The organism is Streptomyces noursei (genome assembly GCF_001646665.1).
Lineage (GTDB): Bacteria > Actinomycetota > Actinomycetes > Streptomycetales > Streptomycetaceae > Streptomyces > Streptomyces lavendulocolor.
In genome coordinates, this window is record NZ_LWBU01000279.1 from 245650 (window position 1) to 262247 (window position 16598).

Genomic DNA, 16598 nt, shown 5'->3' on the forward strand with positions numbered 1-16598 from the left:
GCGCCGCGTCCTCCGAAGGGAAACTCTCGTGATATTTGGCATGCGCAAAATGATGCTCGCGGGCGTTGCCGGCACTGTCGTGACGCTCACCGGGATCTCCGCTCTCACCTCGGCGACCGCCGCCCCGCAGACCGCGCCGGCAGCTCTGAGCGCCGCGAACGGCGCCGAGGCGGAACCGCCCTACGCCATAGAAGACTTCACCTATCCGGGCGCCGAAGGAATCCTCAAGGAAAAGGGCATCCGTTTGCACCGAGGTGACGGTCACATCACCCTGACGGACTGTTCCGCTCCCCATCAGATCCAGGTGTGGACCCTCCAGAACAACGAGGGCCGCTACTGCTTCAGCACCACGGGAAAGAGCGGATATCTCAGCCTCGAAGTCGACCGCGTGCACGCCATCCGGACCGACGACCGCGCCGTCCGGGCGAGCCTCACCACGGATGGGAAGACCACGACTGTCGATGTCCCGAAGGACGACTACAAGCCCGTGGGCGAGGGCGACGAAAAGAACCCGCGCCCCGCCGTCCTCGTGGAGCTCCGAGTGACGGGCTGAGGCCGACCGGCGCCGGTGGTGCCCTTCCGCCGTCACGCCGGCCCTCCGCCTGAAGAAGGGCACTCGACCGTTCGCCGCTCGGCTTGACCCGGCCAGCGGCTCCCCGTCGCGAGCCCCCTCGCCGGGGCAGCCGATCGCCGACCCCACGATCGCCAACCTTTGCCGTCCTGTTCGCCAGCGCCTTGAGCCGCCGGCCGTGCCGGCTCCGCCGTCACCGCACGAGCGTCGTGGCCCTGGACGGCAACAAGAAGATCGTCGGCGTTGATCGCGCCCGACTCGCCTGTTGACGCCCCGCCTCTCCAAGGGGCTCCGTGTCGCACAGAACCGGAACGCGGCTGCGCGCCGCTGCTGCTCGGTTCAGCGCGCTCCGCTTCCCACCTCTGCAAAGGAATGCTCATGTTCAACTCGCGTCCGCGGCCTCCGTGGATGACGGCCGGCCTCACGCTCGCCATAGGCTTCAGCCTCCCTCTCGCCGTCGGCTCCGCTCACGCCGCTGTGGGCACCCCGGACGCCGGCGCGCACGCCTACACGGCCCAGCTCACCATCGGCGACGAGGCCACCGCCCGGGGTTGCTCGGCCACCCTGATCGCCGCCGACTGGCTCCTGACCGCCAAGAGCTGCTTCGGTACCGGCGTCACCGCCGGGGTGTCGAAGCAGCCGGTCAAGGCAGTCGTGGGCTCCCAGACCTACAGCGTCACCGAGCTCGCCCCCCGCGCCGACCGCGACCTGATCCTCTTGCGCCTGGACCGGCTCGTCGCTGACGCCGCCCCGGTCAAACTCGCCCCCGCCGCCCCTGCCGCCGATGCCGCGGTCACCGCCGCCGGTTACGGCCGCACCAAGACCACGTGGGTCCCCGGCAAGGTCCACACGGCCTCCTTCAAGGCCTCCGCCGGCACTGCCACCACTCTCGCCCTCGACGCAGCAGGGCCGGGCGGCACCATCTGTCAGGGCGACGCCGGCGGCCCGGTGCTGAACACCAATGGTGAACTCGTTGCCCTGAACAGCCGCTCCTGGCAGGGTGGCTGTCTCGGCACCGACCCTGCCGAGACCCGCACGGGCGCCGTCGCCGTCCGCACCGACGACCTGCGCGACTGGATCCTGCGGACCCGTGCCCTGGCCACCGGCTGGAAGACCGAGACCCTCGTTCAGGCCGGCGACACCCTCCACCAGGGCATCCGTCTCGCCGGTGGCGACTGGACGGGATTCACCGACGTCCAGACCAAGGCCGGAGACATCGGCGGCATCCGTAACGCCGCCACCGCCGGCATCAACGGTGACACCCATGTCCTCGCGATCAGCAAGGACGCCCGCCTTTTCCACACCGTGCGCAAGGCGGACGGCACGTGGGGCACCTTCGGCGACGTCGGGGCTGTCGCCGGCCGCCTCAGCAACCTCACACAGGTCTCCGCCGTCTCCATCGGCAATGACCTCCACGTCGTCGCCGTCGCCGACGGCAGGATCTTCCACACCGTCCGCAACACCACCGGCCACTGGACCGGCTTCGGTGACATCGCCGGCGCCGTGGGCCCGATCGGCAAGGTCACGGCCGCTGCCACCGCCAGCGCCGGGGGCCGGCTCCAGGTCACCGCCATCAGCGGCGGCAAGGCCTTCCACACCATCCGCAACACCACCGGCCACTGGACCAACTGGGGCGACGTCGCCGCGGCAGTCGGCTCCCCGACCGGCCCCATCACCTCCGTCAGTATGGCCGGCGCCGGCAACGACGCCCACATCGTCATCGCCACCGACAACGGCACCCGCCAGTACCACGCGATCCGCAACGGAAACGGCACCTGGTCCCCCCTCGGTGACCTGAAGGACGTCCTCGGCGTCGTCACCGCCAAGTCCCTCTCCGCGGCTGCCGTGGACGGCGAGCTCCAGCTCGCCGTCACCACTGCCGACAACAAGGCCCTGCACACCGTCCGCCGTACCGACCGTACCTGGGCCGCCACCACGCGGCTCGACCTTCAGGGCGTTCCGGGAACTCCCGACGCCATCGCCATCACCGGCACCCTCTGACACCAGTCCCCGCCCGGTGTCCGTGGCATCTCCCGGCGCCACGGACACCGGGCGCGTTGGTGGACCACCCGCGCGCCGCCCAGGAGGGCGGCGCTGGACCGCAGTTCGGCCAGGCGCGGGGGTTCGCCCTGTTCCGGCGACGGGTCCCCCTCGCCGTGCGTGGCCCCGACGATCACGACGGGCGTCCACCGGCCGCCGCCCGGGCGAGAGTGCCTCCGTCATGAGGACCTCGTCGTCGGGGTGGGCACAGCAGATCACCAGCCTTCGACCGCGAGCTCGACAAGAGCCGAACCCGGTCGAACGCCGCTTCAACCGCCTCAAGCAGCTCCGCGCGATCGCCACCCCTACCAAGCCGGAGCGCACCTCGCCTCGCTCATCCTCCGGCTCCGCCAACCCACCCGGGATCGTTTGCGGACACGACCTAGGGAGCCGGGGATGAGGGCGGGGGCGGGGGCGCGCCGGGGGCGGGAGGGATTTCTCCCCTGCGGCGTACGCGGGCGGCGAGCAGCCCGCCGAGGGGGCCGATGACGAGGCCCCACAGCAGGGCGAGGCCGACGGCGGTCCACAGGTTCGGGTGCAGGGACACCTGGCCGCCCAGGTCCTTGATCTCCACGATGCCGAGGATGGACAGGCCGAGCCGGGCGACGACACGGGTGAGGGGGACGACCACCAGCATGGTGAGCGCGAAGGCGACGCCGAGGTGGACGGCGTACTGCCACAGCCGGGTGCCGGCCGGTGAGCGCACCGCCATGACGAAGGCGGCGGCCAGCAGCAGCACGGCCGCGACCGGGATGAGCAGCCAGGCCCGCCCGTCGTGCTCGGCGAGGGCGGCGACGTCCAGCGTGGTGTTCTCGGAACCGCGCAGCGCCACGTCCAGGACGTGGGGCATGGGCAGGCCGAACGGGCCCTCCACCCTGCCCTCCCAGGAGGCGCCGATGCCCAGGCCCAGGGCGAGCCAGACGACGTTGGGCAGGCCGAGCAGGATGACGGCGAACGTCTGGGCGGCGTGTCCCCGGGTCGCCGCCACGATCAGGCCGACGACCAGGCCGATGACGACGTACGCGAGGAGCAGGAACAGCATGGCGAAGGCGGCCGGGCGCACCGGTGCCTGGTAGCGCAGCAGCCGGGCGGGGAGCGGGGCCCGGCGGGAGACGAGCAGGGCCATGGCGAGGACGCCGAGCAGCCACAGGAGGCCGAAGGCGAGCGTGGGGCCCAGGTCGGCTTGGAAGCCGACGGTGGGTGTTGCGTCCAGCAGGCCGCCGATGATGTCGATGGGCGAGTCGGGCGGCACGATGGTGAAGGTGTGCCGGGCCAGGGCGGTGAGGGCGGCGAGGGCGGCCAGCCAGAGCACGGCGGTCCGGGCGACCCGGGCGAGGAGTTCACCGGTCCGGGTGACGGCGTGGTGGCGCAGGGGGCGCAGGAACGACCAGCCGGCCACCAGGGCGCCGGTGAGGGCGACGGACAGGGGCATGACGGTGAGTTCCGCGTCCGTGCCCGCGAGGCCGCCCGCCCGGCCGGACACGCCCACCGAGCCGCCCGCGGCGATGACCACCACGGCGGCCACGACGCGCGGGAACGCCCCGCCCGGCAGGTCGGCGGCGCCCGCGGCCCACAGGCCGAGGGCGGCGACGACGGCCATGGCGGCCAGTGCGGCGAGCACGGTGACGAGGGCGTCGACCCAGTCGCGTACGGCGCCGTGGGCACCACCGGACGAGGGGTGCGGCGCGGGGTTCGATGCGTGGGGTCCCTGGCGGATCACGCTGCCACCGTAAGCGCGCGACGGGCCTGCCGCCTCCGGACGGTGGCGGAGTGTCATCGGGCGGCCCCCCTCCGCTTGCGGCACCCGCCCGGCCGGAGCACACAATGGGCGCGGAACGGAAGAAAGGGAAAAACGTGACTTCCCAACCGCCCTCCGATCGCCCGACCGGCCCTCCCCCGGGCCCCGTCTCGGGTCACTCCACGCCTCCTCAGGGCGGCCCACCGCCGCCCTCCGCCCCCGGTGGCGGCGGGACCGGCGGTTCGCACCAGGCCGGTGGGCCGGGAGGTCCGGGCGGCGGGGACGGCGGTGGCGCCGGCGGTCCGGGGGGCGGGGACCGTCCGTGGTGGCGCTCCGTGCCCCGCATCGCCATCGCCGCCGCCGCGATCGTCGTGGCGGTGGTGGTCGCCGTCGTGCTCACCCGCCCGAGCGGCGGGGAGAAGGACGGCGGGGGCGGCGGTGGGAGCGGCGGCACGATCTCCCTGCAGAACGCCGCCGCCAGCGGCCCCGACCCGTTCACCGAATCCACGGCCCGCCAGCCCGCCGAACCGGCCTCGCCCCCGGTGCAGGTCCCCACGACCGCGCCGCCGGCCGGCGACAACTCCGTCCGGCAGTACGAGGGTTCCCGGCGCGGCCTGTACGGCGGCACGAAGAACGCCCCCAGTTGCGACGTCGAGCGCCAGATCGAGTACCTGGCGGCGGAGCCGGCCAAGAACAAGGCGTTCGCCCAGGCGCTGCGCATCGAACCGCCCACGGTGCCGGACTACCTGCGGGCGCTGACCCCGCTCCAGCTGCGCGCGGACACCTGGGTGACCAACCACGGGTACCGGGACGGCGCCCCGCGCGCGTACCAGGCGGTGCTCCAGGCCGGCACCGCGGTGCTGGTGGACAACCGGGGCGTGCCGCGCGTGCGGTGCGCCTGCGGGAACCCGCTCGGCGAGCCGGTGATCGGCAAGACCGCCCCGCGGCCCGTCGGCACACCGTGGCCGGGCTACCGGCTGGAGAACACGGTCGTCGTGAAACCGGCGCCGAAGCCCGTGAAGACCTTCGTCATCGTCGACCCCAAGACCGGTGAGTGGGTGGCGCGGCGGCCGGGCGACTCGAACGCCGACCGCGACAAGCCGACCAAGGCGCCGACGACCGCGCCCACCGGCACCGCGACGTCCCCGACCCCGTCCTCACCGAAGCCCGAGACTCCGCCCTCCCCCAGCGACCAGCCGCCCGAGTCCCCGGTGGACCCGCCGTCGCCGGACACCGGGACCACGACGGAGCCGCCCGCCGGGGAGACCACCGTCGAGCCGCCCCCCGACTCCGGCACCGATCCCGGCACGGACACCGGCGCCCCGTCGGACCCGTCCAATCCCTCGGGCCCGTCCGACCCGTCAGCCCCGGCGTCCTGACCCTTACGGGCCCCGCCCGCCACCGATCCCGGCCCCGCTCGCGCCCCGGCGCGGGCGGGGCCCGGCGTCCGGAGCGGGCGGGTTCCGGCGCGAGGAGGGTCCGGCGTCCGGCGCGGGAGGGGCCCACCCCTGGAGCGGCCGGCTCAGCCGCGAGCCGCCTCTCGATCAGCGTTCGTGTCTCCGCGCAGCGGCAGGCCCGGCGACGAACCGGTGTGCGCCAGGACGACGGCGAATGCCGCCGCGCGGGAGGGGACGGTGCGTCCGGGAGACAGGTCCGTCGCTGTTCGTGTCGCCGGCCTCCGCAGGGAGGTCTAGCGGGTGTCTTGTCGATCAGGCCGGATCGGCGAGCGGCGTCCGGCGCCGTGCATCACAAGGCGGAGGAGGCAGTCATGGCGGAACCATGACGACAACGCCGCGAGGCGCGGTGACGGACGCCGGGAGCCCGGCATGACCGGCGAGACACCCCCTAGGACCGCAGCCCGAAGTAGCAGCGGATGGTGGTGCCGTCGTCGGCCCTGTGGACGCGTACGAGGTCGGCGAGGTAGTTGACCAGCAGCAGGCCACGCCCGCCGATCTGGCCGGGCTGCGCGGGGCGGCGACCGGCGAGGGGGTCGGTCAGCCGGCCGCGGTCCCGTACCTCGCACAACAGGTGGCCGTCCTCGGCCCACACCCAGAGCGTCCCCGTGCCTCCGCCGTGGACCACGCTGTTGGTGGTCAGTTCCGCCACCGCCAGGGCCAGGTCGTCGCGGCGGTCGGCGGGCAGGCCCAGTACGTCCGCCCGATCCAGGGCGAAGCCGCGGGCGTCGGGCAGCAGGTCGGCGTCGTAGGCCACGTGCGCGGCGCCCGGCGGCCGGACGAGGGGCAGGTTGTAGCCGTCGACGATCCGGTCGGGGGCGTACGCGTCGCTGGTCCGCTCGACGCCGTCCTGTATGAGCACCGGGTGGGTGGCCCGGGCGTCGTCCAGCACCGCCCGGTCGAGCTTCGCGGTGTCGTACGGACACAGGATGGTGGCCTCGCGCCCGGCGAAGGCGTGGTTGATCAGGGCCTCGTGCTGGGCGCAGGCCGGGTACTCGCCGACGCTGCGGCCCTGCCAAATCGGTTCGCCGATGATCCGTACGCGGCTGCCCGGGTGTGCGTCGGCGAAGCCGCGCAGCACTCGGGGGATGATGCGCCCGGGGTTGCGGCCCTCCCGCTCCATGTCCAGCAGGCGTACGCGGTCGGCGTCGCCGCCCAGTGCCTTGCGGAGCAGGGCGAGGTTCTCCCCGGGGACGGCGACCGCGACCGGTTCGCCGGCGGCGAGGCCGGCTTCGACGAAGGGGACGGTCCCGGCCAGGTACCCGGCCTCGTCGGCGTAGAACAGGGCAGGGTGCGTGAACGGCTCGGCCGTCTGCGCCATCACGTTCACTCCACCACCTCGATTGCCACCAGTTCCGGCCAGAACAGCTCCAGCGACCGCGTCAGCGACGCCGGCGGCCTGCGGACCACGATCCGCCGGCCCTCCGGGAGGCGCTGCGCCGTGCGCGCGAGCGAGGTCGCGCCCGCCACGTCCACGAAGGAGAGATCCGTCATGTCCATGCGGATGTCTCCCTCACGTCGTGCCAAGCCGCCCAGGATCCGCTCCCAGTCGGTGAGCGTATCGAGGTACACCTGCCCCGACACCCTCACGCAGTCCCCCGGGCCGCACTCGGACACCAGGGGACACCGGGGGCGTCCTGGAACGGACACCGCCTGCGACTGCGGTACGGCCATCGCCCCTCCGTGACTTCCGTCCGACCCATGACGGTACCTCCCGCGCCGCCACGGACGAAGCCGGTGGCCCCCGCGGAGCCCGCCATCAGCGCGCGTTCCCGCCTTTTGGAGGGATATGTTCGCTTTAGCCTGACGGCATGTCCGATACGCATGATGCCAAGGAGCCCGGGGGGTCCCCGCACGGCGCCCACGGCCGTCCGCCGGCCCGGGGTGACGCGTGGGCGGCGTTCAAGGCGTCGCCCTTCCTGCCGGCCACCGTGCTGGTGCTGATCCTCGCCGCGGCCGCCGCGCTGTTCGCCGGCTCGTACACGTACACGATGGCGAACCCGACGCCGCGCCACATCCCCACGGCGGTGGTGGGTCCCCTGGACACGGCGCAGGGCGCGAGGTTCGTCGCCGGCATGGAACGGGCGCTGAACGCCTCGCTGAAGCTGCGCCGGTACGAAAGCGAGGCCGCGGCACGCCGCGCGGTGGACGAGCAGGAGGTCTTCGCCGTGCTCGCCGGCCGGCCGGGCGGCGGCGGGGTCCGGCTGGACGTGGTCGGCGCCGCCGGGGCGTCCGTGGCGCAGCTGCTGGCCGAGGCGGGGGCCTCGGTGGGCCGGGCTACGGGCGTACCGGTCGTGGTGCGGGACATCGAGCCGCTGCAGGAGGGGGACCCGCGGGGGCTGGCGCTGTTCTACATCTCGCTCGCCGCGGTGATCATCGGCTTCGTGGGGGCGATCCAGCTGAGCGTGCACGCCCGGGCGCTCGATCCGGCCGAGCGGATCGTCTTCACGGCGGCGTACGCGCTGCTCGGCGGCTTCGCCATCGCCGCGGCGGTCGACTGGCTGCTCGGCGCCGTGGACCTGCCGTTCGCGGAGTCCTGGATGATCCTGACCCTGACGATGTTCACCTCCGGCATGGTCTTCACGATGTTCAACACACTCATGGGGCGGTGGGCGATGCTGCCGACCTGGGGGCTGATGGTGCTGCTGGGCAACCCCTCCTCGGGCGGCGCCGTGTCCTGGCCGCTGCTGCCGTCGGCGCTCGGTCACATCGGCCGCTGGCTGCCGCCGGGCGCGTCGGTGAACGCCCAGCACACGGCCGTGTACTTCAACGGGCACCAGCACCTGTTCCCCTTCGCGGTGCTGGGTACGTGGGCGCTGGTGTCCAGTGCCGTGTTCTGGTTCTGGCGCCACCGGCACCCCGGGGGCCGCGACCGGGTCCCGGCGCACGCGGCGGCCTGACCTTCGGAGCCGTGGCCCCCGGGCCGTGACCCCGGGGGGCCGTGATCTCAGCCTGTGACGAGCACGGCCGGGGACACCGGGGGCGTGGCCCCGGGGTCACGGCCGCGGCGCCACGGCCGGGGGGAGGCCCGGCCGGGGGCGGCACCGCGGATACGGTGCCGCCGCCGGCCGCTCGGGCCGCGGTCGGTGGAGGGCGGGTCAGCCGCCGCTGCCGAGCAGCCCGTTCATCCGGGTGATCTCGGCGGACTGGGAGGCGATGATGTCGTCGGCCATGGCCTTGGCCGGCTGGTGGGCCCCCTGCTGCCGCTCGGTGCGCGCCATCGCCACCGCGCCCTCGTGGTGCTTGATCATCAGCTTGAGGAAGGCGGTGTCGAAGGCCTTGCCGGAGGACTTCTCCAGGTCGTCCATCTCCTGCTCGGTCATCATCCCGGCCATCCCGCTCGCCCCGGTGGTCCCGGCGGACGCAGTGGCCTCACCGTGGCCGTCGTGCCCGGAGTGCCCGGCCGCGTCCTCGGCGGGCACCGGCTCGCCCCAGGACGTGAGCCACCCGGACAGCGTCCGGATCTCGGGCCCTTGGGCCTTCTCGATCGCGGCGGCGAGTTCCTTGACCTCCGGGGCGGAGGCCCGCTCCCGCGCCATGACGGACATGGCGACGGCCTGGCGGTGGTGCGGGATCATCCCCTGGGCGAAGGCCACGTCGGCGGCGTTGTGACCACCCTTCTCGACGGCGCCCGGCGCGGAGGCGGACGGCGACGCGGACGCGGACGGCGCGCTGCCGTGTTCCGCGTGGGAGGTGTCCGCGCCGTCGGTGCCGCAGGCGGCGACGACGAGGGCGGCGGTGACGGCGGCCGCGGTGGTGACGGCGGCCTTGCGGGCTCGGAAAAGACGTCCTGCGGTCATGGGTGGTGCGACTCCTTGCATGCGGTGGGACGGATTCACGGGCACGGCGTCGGCCGTCCTCGCGGGAGGACGGTGCGCCGCGCGGGGCGTCCCTATATGCGCAGGAGTTGCAGTCGGGCGAGGTCGGGCGGAGCGCGGCCGGACACCGTCGCACCACCCGGGCGGGCGTGGAGCGCGGTGCGGGCGGCCGCCTCGACGGTGCCGGCCGGCAGGGGCGGCTGCCCCGGGGCGCCGGACACTCCGCCGGCCGCGCAGGTGGAGTCCGCGTGCTGGGCGTGGCCCGTCCCGCCGCCGCCCTCCTCGACGTGGTCGCAGGCGTCACCGGCGACATGGGCGGCCGGTTTCGCGTGGGTCCCGGAGTGGGCGCCGGGGTGCGGGGCGAGGGTGCCGGGCGCGAGCCCGTGCATGGCGAGCACCCCGGCCAGTACGGCCAGGATCAGCAACGCGCCCCGGTACGCCGGGAGGCGTACGCGACGGCGGTGGTGACCGGTGCTCATGGTGGCCATCGTAAGGGCCCGCCCCTCGTCCCCCGCTGACGGGTGGTCCCGCCTGTGGACAGACCGGGGCCCCCGGACGGTCGGTGCCGTCCGGGGGCCCGGCCCAGCAACCCCTGTGGCGGAGCGCTTGGAGTTAACGCACCCCAGCCTGCCACCACGGGGCGCCGGGTCACGGCAGGCAGGGCCCGGAAGGGGTGCGGTGTCACCCGTCCGGCCCGGCCCCCGCGTTCCCGCCTCAGACCTGGCCCCGCCAGGCGCCGGTCTCCGAACCACGGGACTCCATGAAGGACTTGAACCGCTTCAGGTCACCGGTGACCTGCCGCTTCACGAAGCCGAGCTTGTCCCCGACGGTCTCGGTGAACCCGTCGGGCTCGAAGTCCATCTGCAGCATCACCTTGGTGGTCGTGTCGTCGATGCGGTGGAAGGTCACCACACCGGCCTGCCGCGCCTCGCCGCCGACGGTGGTCCAGGCGACGCGCTCGTCCGGGACCTGCTCGGTGATCTCGGCGTCGAACTCCCGGGCCGCGCCGTTCACCTGGGTCACCCAGTGGGTGAGGGTGTCGGTGCGCTGCTCGATCCGCTCCACACCCTCCATGAACTGCGGGAAGGTCTCGAACTGGGTCCACTGGTTGTAGGCGGTGCGCACCGGCACGCGGACTTCGATGGATTCCTCGACCTGCGACATGTGCTGTTGCGTCCTTTCCCTGGATCCGACAGCCCGGCCGTACGCCGGGCATCGACCTCATCGGTGTCCTCGGGCCCTCGTGTGCCCCCGTCCCCCGTACTCATGACCCCTGTTCCTCACCCGTTTGTCCCGGCGGCTCGCGGACACCCGTCCCGAACGGTCCGGTGCGGTGGCAGGAGGTGAGGAGCGTGCCGGGAGAGCAGGAGCTGCCGTCGACCCTGCGGCGCTCGCCGGAGAGCGCGCGCCGGACGTGGGTCGCGGCGCACGATTCCGCGGTCGAGGAGTACGGCGAGGGCGAGCGCGCCCACCGGGTGGCGTACAGCGCCCTCAAGCACACGCACGAGAAGGTCGGCGACCACTGGGAGCGCAAGGAGGGCGGGCGCAAGGGGCCCTCGGACCCGCGGGCGGCCCGGCCCCGGCAGCAGGGCGGTCGCAGTGGCGAGGGCGTCGACGAGAACGCCACCCGGCAGCACCTCTACGAGGTGGCCGCCAGGCTGGGCGTGACGGGCAGGTCCCGGATGTCCAAGCAGGAGCTGGCGGAGGCGATCCGCAGGGAGAACAGGACGCGTACACGGCAGGCGCGGTCGTCCTGAGCGGCGGGCGGTGTGGCCGGGTGGGTCGCACGCTGCTCACCGTCCTCGCCGCGGCCGCCGGTGCCGACCCGGCTGCTGATGAGGGAGACGAGCACCGAGGTGCCGAGCGCCCCGCCCACCTGGAGGGCGGTGGCCTGGAGCCCTCCCGCCACGCCGGCGTCCTCGACCGGCGCGCTGCCGACGACGGCCTCGGAGGAGGCGGCCATCACCATGCCCACGCCGAGGCCGAGCGCGACGAAGGGCGGCCACATCGCCGCGTACGAGGAGTGCGCATCCCAGCCGAGCATCCCGAAGGAGGCGGCTGCCTGGAGCAGCATGCCGAGCGGCATGGTCAGGCGGGCGCCGAAGCGGTCGGTGAGCGCGGCGCCGAGCGGCGAGGCGACGACCGAGGCGAGGCTCAGCGGCAGGGTGCGGACGCCCGCCTCGACGGGGGTGAAGCCCCGGACGTTCTGCAGGTACAGCATGACGAAGAAGATCACGCCGAGGAGCACGAAGAAGTTGGCGGCGGTGATGACGGTGCCGATGGTCAGCGCCGGGCTGCGGAACAGCCGCATGGGCAGCAGCGGGTGCTCGACGCGCGTCTCGTACCGGCAGAAGACCGCGAGGACGAGGAGCCCGGCGGCGAGCGTGGCGAGGGTCGGGCCGGAGGTCCAGCCCCACGTCTCGCCCTTGACGACGCCGAACACGACGACGACCAGGCCGAGGGCGAGGAGGATGACGCCGGGGACGTCGAAGCGCCGGTGACCGGCGGGGTTCCTGCTCTGCGGGAGGACGAGGGCGCTGAAGGCGAGCGCGACGACGCCGATCGGCGCGTTGACGTAGAAGACCGACTGCCAGGAGACGTGCTCGACGAGCAGGCCGCCGACGATGGGGCCGAGCGCGGTGGAGACGGACGACACCATCGCCCAGATGCCGACGGCCATGCCGAACTTCCTCGGCGGGAACACCGCCCGCAGCAGGCCCAGGGTGTTGGGCATCAGCAGCGCGCCGAAGAAGCCCTGCGCGGCCCGGAAGGCGATGACGCCCTCGATGGAACCGGCGAGGCCGATGGCGACGGACGCGAGGGTGAATCCGGCGACGCCGGCCAGGTAGTACGTGCGGCGTCCGAAGCGGTCGCCCAGCTTCCCGCCGAGGATCAGCGCGGCGGCCAGGGCGAGCAGGTAGGAGTTGGTGACCCACTGCAGGTCCGCGGTGGAGGCGTGCAGGTCGCGGCCGATCTCCGGGTTGGCGATCGCGACGACGGAGCCGTCCAGGCCGACCATGAACAGGCCGAACGCGACGGCGACGAGGGTGAGCCAGGGGTTGCCCCGGCGACCTCGGGGAGCGGCCGCGGGGCCGGTGGGTGAGGCGTGTGCGGGCAGGGGTGAGCGTTCCACGGCGGTGGAGGGCATGGGTGTGCGGTGCTTCCTGGTGCGGAGGGCGTGGGTGCGCCCCGAGAGGGTGTGGGTGCGCCCCGGGGGCGGGCGGCGGCACGGTGGGGTGCCGCGGCCTCGCTCCGGTCCGGGGGTGTGCCTCAGCGGGCGGTGGCGGGGTGGAGGTGCCGCGCCAGTCCGTGCAGGGCGCCGAGGGCGGAGCCCAGGGCGTCGCGCTCGCCGTCCGTCAGCGCGTGCAGGGCCTCGGTGACGTACCCGTCGAACAGCTCCTGCACCGCGGTCAGCCGGCGGCGGGCCTCGGCCGTCAGGTGCAGGTGCGCGACGCGCTTGTCCGCCGGGTCCGGGCGGCGCTCCAGCATGCCGTCCTCGGTCATCCGGGAGACCAGGGCGCTCACGTTGTTCGGCTTCATCAGCAGGGCGTCGGCGGCCTCGCGGACGGTGATGCCGTCGCGCTCCCCGACCAGCCGCAGCAGGGCGAGCTGCCCCTCCGGGGGCCTGGGGTGCGGGAAGTCCCCGGCGAGCCGGCGGTCCAGGGCCCGCTGCAGCACGGGCAGGACGGCGGCGAGGCCGGTGGCGACGTCGCTGATGTCCTGCGCGGACGGGTCTGGGGCGGGCATACCCCGGACTTTAGGTATAGCAAGATACCTATGTCAACATAGTCAATGGGCGGTGGCGGGGCGCCGGTCCGTGGTGTCCGTGCCCCGCGCCGGTTCAGACCCGGCCGTGGGCCTTCTGGGCCCGCCGGGACAGCGCGTCGATGACCACCGCGACCAGCAGCACCCCGCCCGTGATCATGTACTGTACGGCGGCCTGGATGCCCAGCAGGGCGACGCCCGAGGCGATCGACTGGATGACCAGCACGCCGAGCAGCGCCGACCAGACCCGGCCCCGGCCGCCGAAGAGGCTGGTGCCTCCGATGACCGCGGCAGCGATGGTGTTCATCAGCAGGTTGCCGCCGCCGGAGGCCTGGCTGGCCGAGGTGACCCGGGAGGCGAGGAACAGGCCGCCCACCGCGGCCATGGTGCTCGACACCATGAACACCGAGATCCGGACCCGCACCACGCCCAGGCCGGCCCGCCGGGCGGCCTCCACACCGCCGCCGATCGCGAAGATCATGCGCCCGTAGGTGGTGCGGCGCAGCACGTGGTCCAGGCCGACCAGGACCGTGATGAAGATGAGCAGGGCGAGCGGCAGGCCCTGGAACCGGTTGAGGACGAACGCGGCGGCGAAGGTCACCGCTCCGAGGGCTCCGGTGCGCACGGCGATCCCGCCGCCGGTCCGGGCGGGCACCCCGGCGGCGATCCGGCGCCGTGCGTCGCGGAAGGAGACCAGGAAGTACCCGGCCGTGCCGAGCGCCGCGACCCCGTAGGCGACGGCCACGTCGTTGAAGTAGTGGCTGGTGAGCATGGCCACCAGGCCCTCGTCGTCGAGGTTGACGGTGCCGCTCGACCCGAGGACGTACAGCATCAGGCCGTTCCAGCCCAGCAGCCCGGCGAGGGTGACCACGAACGCGGGGACGCCGACCTTGGCGAAGAAGAAGCCGTGCACGGCCCCGATGGCCGCCCCCAGGGCGACCGCGACCAGCACGGCCGGGACCTCCGCCATGCCGTGCTGGACGTTCAGCACGGCGAACACCGCCGCCGCGAGGCCGCTGACCGAGCCGACCGACAGGTCGATCTCCCCCACCAGCAGGACGAAGACCACTCCCACGGCGATCAGCCCGGTGCCCACGATGTCGACGCTGAGGTTGGACAGGTTGCGGGGCGAGAGGAACTTCTCGTCGAGGGAGGCGAAGATGAGCCAGATGGACGCCAGGCTCAGCAGCACCGGGAGGGAGCCGAGTTCACCGCTGCGGAGGCTGTCGCGGAGCGCTCCCCAGCGGTGTGGCCGGTCCCCCGCGGTGCCGCTGCCGCCGCTCATCAGCCCACCTCCCACTCACGGGTCCCGCGGCGGGACACCGCGTTGTCCGTGGCCCCGGTGATGGAGGAGATGATCTGCTCGTGCGAGGTCGTCGTCACGTCGAAGAAGCCGTTGTTGCGGCCGAGGCGCAGGACGGCGATCCAGTCCGCGACGGCCTTGACGTCCCCCATGTTGTGGCTGATGAGGAGGACGCCGAGGCCGCGCTCGCGCAGGCGGTCGACCAGGTCGAGGACCTGGGCGGTCTGTTCGATGCCCAGCGCCGCGGTCGGCTCGTCCAGCAGCACCAGTCGCGGCTCGCCCAGCAGCGAGCGGGAGATGGCGACCGTCTGGCGCTGCCCGCCGGAGAGGGAGGCGACCGGGACGCGCACGCTGGGCATGCGGATGGAGAAGGTGTCGAGCAGTCCGAGGGTGCGGCGCTCCATCTCCACCTCGTCCAGGACGCCGACCCGGTGGATCTCCCGGCCCAGGAACAGGTTCCCCACGACGTCGAGGTTGTCGCACAGCGCCAGGTCCTGGTAGACCGTCGCGATGCCCAGGGCCTGCGCTTCGTGCGGCCGGGTGATGTGGACCGGGCGCCCGTCCCAGACGACGACTCCGTGGTCGGCCGGGTCCACGCCCGCGATGATCTTGACCAGGGTCGATTTGCCGGCGCCGTTGTCGCCCACCAGCGCGACGACCTGGCCGGCACGGATCTCCAGGTCGATGTCGGCGAGCGCCTGCACCGCGCCGAACCGCTTGGAGATGCCCTTCAGCGCCAGCAGGGGCGGTGCAGGCATGTGAACCACGTCCTAGGGGGTCAGGCCGGCACGTTCGCAGTCGGCCGCGTACTTCGGGGTGCAGATCTGGTCGACCGTGTACATCCCGTCCTTGATCACGGTCTTCTCGATGTCGCCCGCGGTCACGGAGACCGGGGTGAGCAGGACGGAGGGGATGTCGCGGGTGGTGGGGCTGTCCACCGTGCCCGTGGCGACGCCGTCCGGCCGCTGTCCCCGTACGAGCGCGACCGCCATCTCCGCGGCGGCGTACGCCTCCTGCCGGAACGGCTTGTAGACGGTCATGTACTGCTCCCCCGCCACGATCCGCTGGATCCCGGCGAGATCCGCGTCCTGCCCGGTCACCGGTGGCAGCGGCCGTATCTTGGCCGACTTGAGGGCCGAGATGATGCCCGCGGCGAGGCCGTCGTTCGCGGAGTACACCCCGTCGATGCTGTCGGCGCCCAGGGAGGCGATGGCCCCGGACATGTTCATGTGGGCGTTCACCGGCAGCCATTCGGCGGTGTCGTACGCCTTGCCGATGGCGACCCTGCCCTCCAGCGCGGCGAGCGCGCCGCGCTTGAACCAGGCCGAGTTCGGGTCGGTGGCCGCACCGTTCATCATCACGATCTGTCCGTCCCGGGCCCTGTCGCCGAGGGCGCGCAGCAGCGCCTCGCCCTGGAGCCGGCCCACCCGTTCGCCGTCGAAGGAGACGTACGCCGAGATCGGGCCCTCCACGAGCCGGTCGTAGGCCACCACCTCGATGCCGGCCTCCCGGGCCCGTTCGACGGAGGACCGCAGCGACCGGGAGTCGACGGCGTCCAGGACCAGGACCCGTACGCCCTTGGTGATCATGGCGTCGACCTGCTGCTGCTGGGTCGCGACATCGGCCTGCGCGCTGGCGGACTCCACCTCGCAGTCCGCGCACAGCTCGGCGACGCGCTGCTCGAACAGCGGCCGGTCGAAGGCGTTGAAGCGGTTGGTGTCGTCCGGCAGGAGCAGCCCGATCGACCGCCCGTCGCGGTCGACGCCCGTGCCCGGCTCGCGGACCTCGGCGGCGTTCCCGCAGGCCGTGAGACCGGCGGTGAGGGCCAGCCCGGCCGCCGCGAGGGCCGCCGTCACGGTCCGCCGCCGGGCGCGCGTCCCGCGGGCGTGCGTGCTGTCCATCGTGTCCA

Annotated in this window: 16 protein-coding genes; 5 read left to right on the forward strand and 11 right to left on the reverse strand. The window is 73.4% G+C overall.

All coding sequences use genetic code 11. The annotated features are described in order from the left end of the window. The first annotated feature begins 40 nt into the window (after positions 1–40). Both A4V12_RS19770 and A4V12_RS19775 read left to right on the forward strand, forming a co-directional pair. Positions 41–553 (forward strand): hypothetical protein, encoded by a 513-nt coding sequence (locus A4V12_RS19770; protein ID WP_107415459.1) that lies wholly within the window; start codon positions 41–43, stop codon positions 551–553. A 396-nt stretch (positions 554–949) separates the two neighbouring features. Next, positions 950–2572, forward strand: a complete 1623-nt coding sequence (locus A4V12_RS19775; protein ID WP_064070683.1) for a trypsin-like serine protease — start codon at positions 950–952, stop codon at positions 2570–2572. Positions 2573–2993: 421 nt separating this feature from the next. Here A4V12_RS19775 and A4V12_RS19780 read toward each other — a convergent pair whose 3' ends face one another. Then, positions 2994–4331: a streptophobe family protein gene (locus A4V12_RS19780; RefSeq protein ID WP_234372252.1), complete on the reverse strand. Its 1338-nt coding sequence runs from the start codon at positions 4329–4331 to the stop codon at positions 2994–2996. A gap of 353 nt (positions 4332–4684) precedes the next feature. Here A4V12_RS19780 and A4V12_RS19785 point away from each other — a divergent pair, with 353 nt between their 5' ends. After that, positions 4685–5728, forward strand: coding sequence for a DUF6777 domain-containing protein (locus A4V12_RS19785; protein WP_064070684.1), 1044 nt, complete (start codon positions 4685–4687; stop codon positions 5726–5728). A gap of 466 nt (positions 5729–6194) precedes the next feature. Here A4V12_RS19785 and A4V12_RS19790 read toward each other — a convergent pair whose 3' ends face one another. Together A4V12_RS19790 and A4V12_RS19795 are read right to left on the reverse strand one after the other, a co-directional pair. Beyond that, positions 6195–7124 (reverse strand): anti-sigma factor RsbA family regulatory protein, encoded by a 930-nt coding sequence (locus A4V12_RS19790; protein ID WP_064070939.1) that lies wholly within the window; start codon positions 7122–7124, stop codon positions 6195–6197. A 5-nt stretch (positions 7125–7129) separates the two neighbouring features. Next, complete coding sequence (locus A4V12_RS19795; RefSeq protein ID WP_434974781.1) at positions 7130–7420, reverse strand: STAS domain-containing protein; 291 nt, start codon at positions 7418–7420, stop codon at positions 7130–7132. A 194-nt stretch (positions 7421–7614) separates the two neighbouring features. On the opposite strand from A4V12_RS19795, the gene A4V12_RS19800 reads away from it, so the two are divergent. Beyond that, complete coding sequence (locus A4V12_RS19800) at positions 7615–8703, forward strand: hypothetical protein (RefSeq protein WP_064070685.1); 1089 nt, start codon at positions 7615–7617, stop codon at positions 8701–8703. Positions 8704–8901: 198 nt separating this feature from the next. Here the strand turns inward: A4V12_RS19800 and A4V12_RS19805 are convergent, their stop codons facing one another. From A4V12_RS19805 to A4V12_RS19815, 3 genes are all read right to left on the reverse strand, one after another. Next, a complete protein-coding gene (locus tag A4V12_RS19805) occupies positions 8902–9603 on the reverse strand; it encodes a DUF305 domain-containing protein (protein WP_064070686.1) in 702 nt (233 codons plus the stop codon). 92 nt (positions 9604–9695) lie between these two features. Continuing rightward, a complete protein-coding gene (locus A4V12_RS19810) occupies positions 9696–10100 on the reverse strand; it encodes a DUF6153 family protein (protein ID WP_064070941.1) in 405 nt (134 codons plus the stop codon). 235 nt (positions 10101–10335) lie between these two features. After that, a complete protein-coding gene (locus A4V12_RS19815; protein ID WP_064070687.1) occupies positions 10336–10785 on the reverse strand; it encodes an SRPBCC family protein in 450 nt (149 codons plus the stop codon). A 188-nt stretch (positions 10786–10973) separates the two neighbouring features. Between A4V12_RS19815 and A4V12_RS19820 the strand changes: the two genes are divergently transcribed. After that, positions 10974–11378 carry a ChaB family protein gene (locus A4V12_RS19820; RefSeq protein ID WP_064070688.1) on the forward strand — a complete coding sequence of 135 codons (405 nt, stop codon included), beginning with the start codon at positions 10974–10976 and terminating at the stop codon, positions 11376–11378. Here the strand turns inward: A4V12_RS19820 and A4V12_RS19825 are convergent. The 5 genes from A4V12_RS19825 to A4V12_RS19845 form a co-directional block, all read right to left on the reverse strand. Beyond that, the gene (locus tag A4V12_RS19825; RefSeq protein ID WP_079137165.1) at positions 11261–12769 is read right to left on the reverse strand and encodes an MFS transporter; all 1509 of its coding nucleotides are present in this window, start codon (positions 12767–12769) and stop codon (positions 11261–11263) included. The genes A4V12_RS19820 and A4V12_RS19825 overlap by 118 nt on opposite strands. 122 nt (positions 12770–12891) lie before the next feature. After that, positions 12892–13368 (reverse strand): MarR family winged helix-turn-helix transcriptional regulator, encoded by a 477-nt coding sequence (locus A4V12_RS19830; protein WP_064070689.1) that lies wholly within the window; start codon positions 13366–13368, stop codon positions 12892–12894. A 94-nt stretch (positions 13369–13462) separates the two neighbouring features. Then, positions 13463–14671 (reverse strand): sugar ABC transporter permease, encoded by a 1209-nt coding sequence (locus A4V12_RS19835; protein ID WP_064070690.1) that lies wholly within the window; start codon positions 14669–14671, stop codon positions 13463–13465. Continuing rightward, positions 14671–15456, reverse strand: a complete 786-nt coding sequence (locus A4V12_RS19840; protein WP_079137166.1) for an ATP-binding cassette domain-containing protein — start codon at positions 15454–15456, stop codon at positions 14671–14673. Before A4V12_RS19840 ends, A4V12_RS19835 begins: the two co-directional genes overlap by 1 nt. A 3-nt stretch (positions 15457–15459) precedes the next feature. After that, positions 15460–16590, reverse strand: a complete 1131-nt coding sequence (locus A4V12_RS19845) for a sugar ABC transporter substrate-binding protein (protein ID WP_064070942.1) — start codon at positions 16588–16590, stop codon at positions 15460–15462. Between the last annotated feature and the right edge of the window lie 8 nt (positions 16591–16598).

Coding starts and splice junctions, on each gene's coding strand:
- A4V12_RS19800 (WP_064070685.1), top strand. CDS start 7,615: ATGTCCGATACGCATGATGCCAAGGAGCCCGGGGGGTCCCCGCACGGC.
- A4V12_RS19775 (WP_064070683.1), top strand. CDS start 950: ATGTTCAACTCGCGTCCGCGGCCTCCGTGGATGACGGCCGGCCTCACG.
- A4V12_RS19805 (WP_064070686.1), bottom strand. CDS start 9,603: ATGACCGCAGGACGTCTTTTCCGAGCCCGCAAGGCCGCCGTCACCACC.
- A4V12_RS19845 (WP_064070942.1), bottom strand. CDS start 16,590: ATGGACAGCACGCACGCCCGCGGGACGCGCGCCCGGCGGCGGACCGTG.
- A4V12_RS19835 (WP_064070690.1), bottom strand. CDS start 14,671: ATGAGCGGCGGCAGCGGCACCGCGGGGGACCGGCCACACCGCTGGGGA.
- A4V12_RS19770 (WP_107415459.1), top strand. CDS start 41: ATGCGCAAAATGATGCTCGCGGGCGTTGCCGGCACTGTCGTGACGCTC.
- A4V12_RS19830 (WP_064070689.1), bottom strand. CDS start 13,368: ATGCCCGCCCCAGACCCGTCCGCGCAGGACATCAGCGACGTCGCCACC.
- A4V12_RS19790 (WP_064070939.1), bottom strand. CDS start 7,124: ATGGCGCAGACGGCCGAGCCGTTCACGCACCCTGCCCTGTTCTACGCC.
- A4V12_RS19815 (WP_064070687.1), bottom strand. CDS start 10,785: ATGTCGCAGGTCGAGGAATCCATCGAAGTCCGCGTGCCGGTGCGCACC.
- A4V12_RS19825 (WP_079137165.1), bottom strand. CDS start 12,769: ATGCCCTCCACCGCCGTGGAACGCTCACCCCTGCCCGCACACGCCTCA.
- A4V12_RS19810 (WP_064070941.1), bottom strand. CDS start 10,100: ATGAGCACCGGTCACCACCGCCGTCGCGTACGCCTCCCGGCGTACCGG.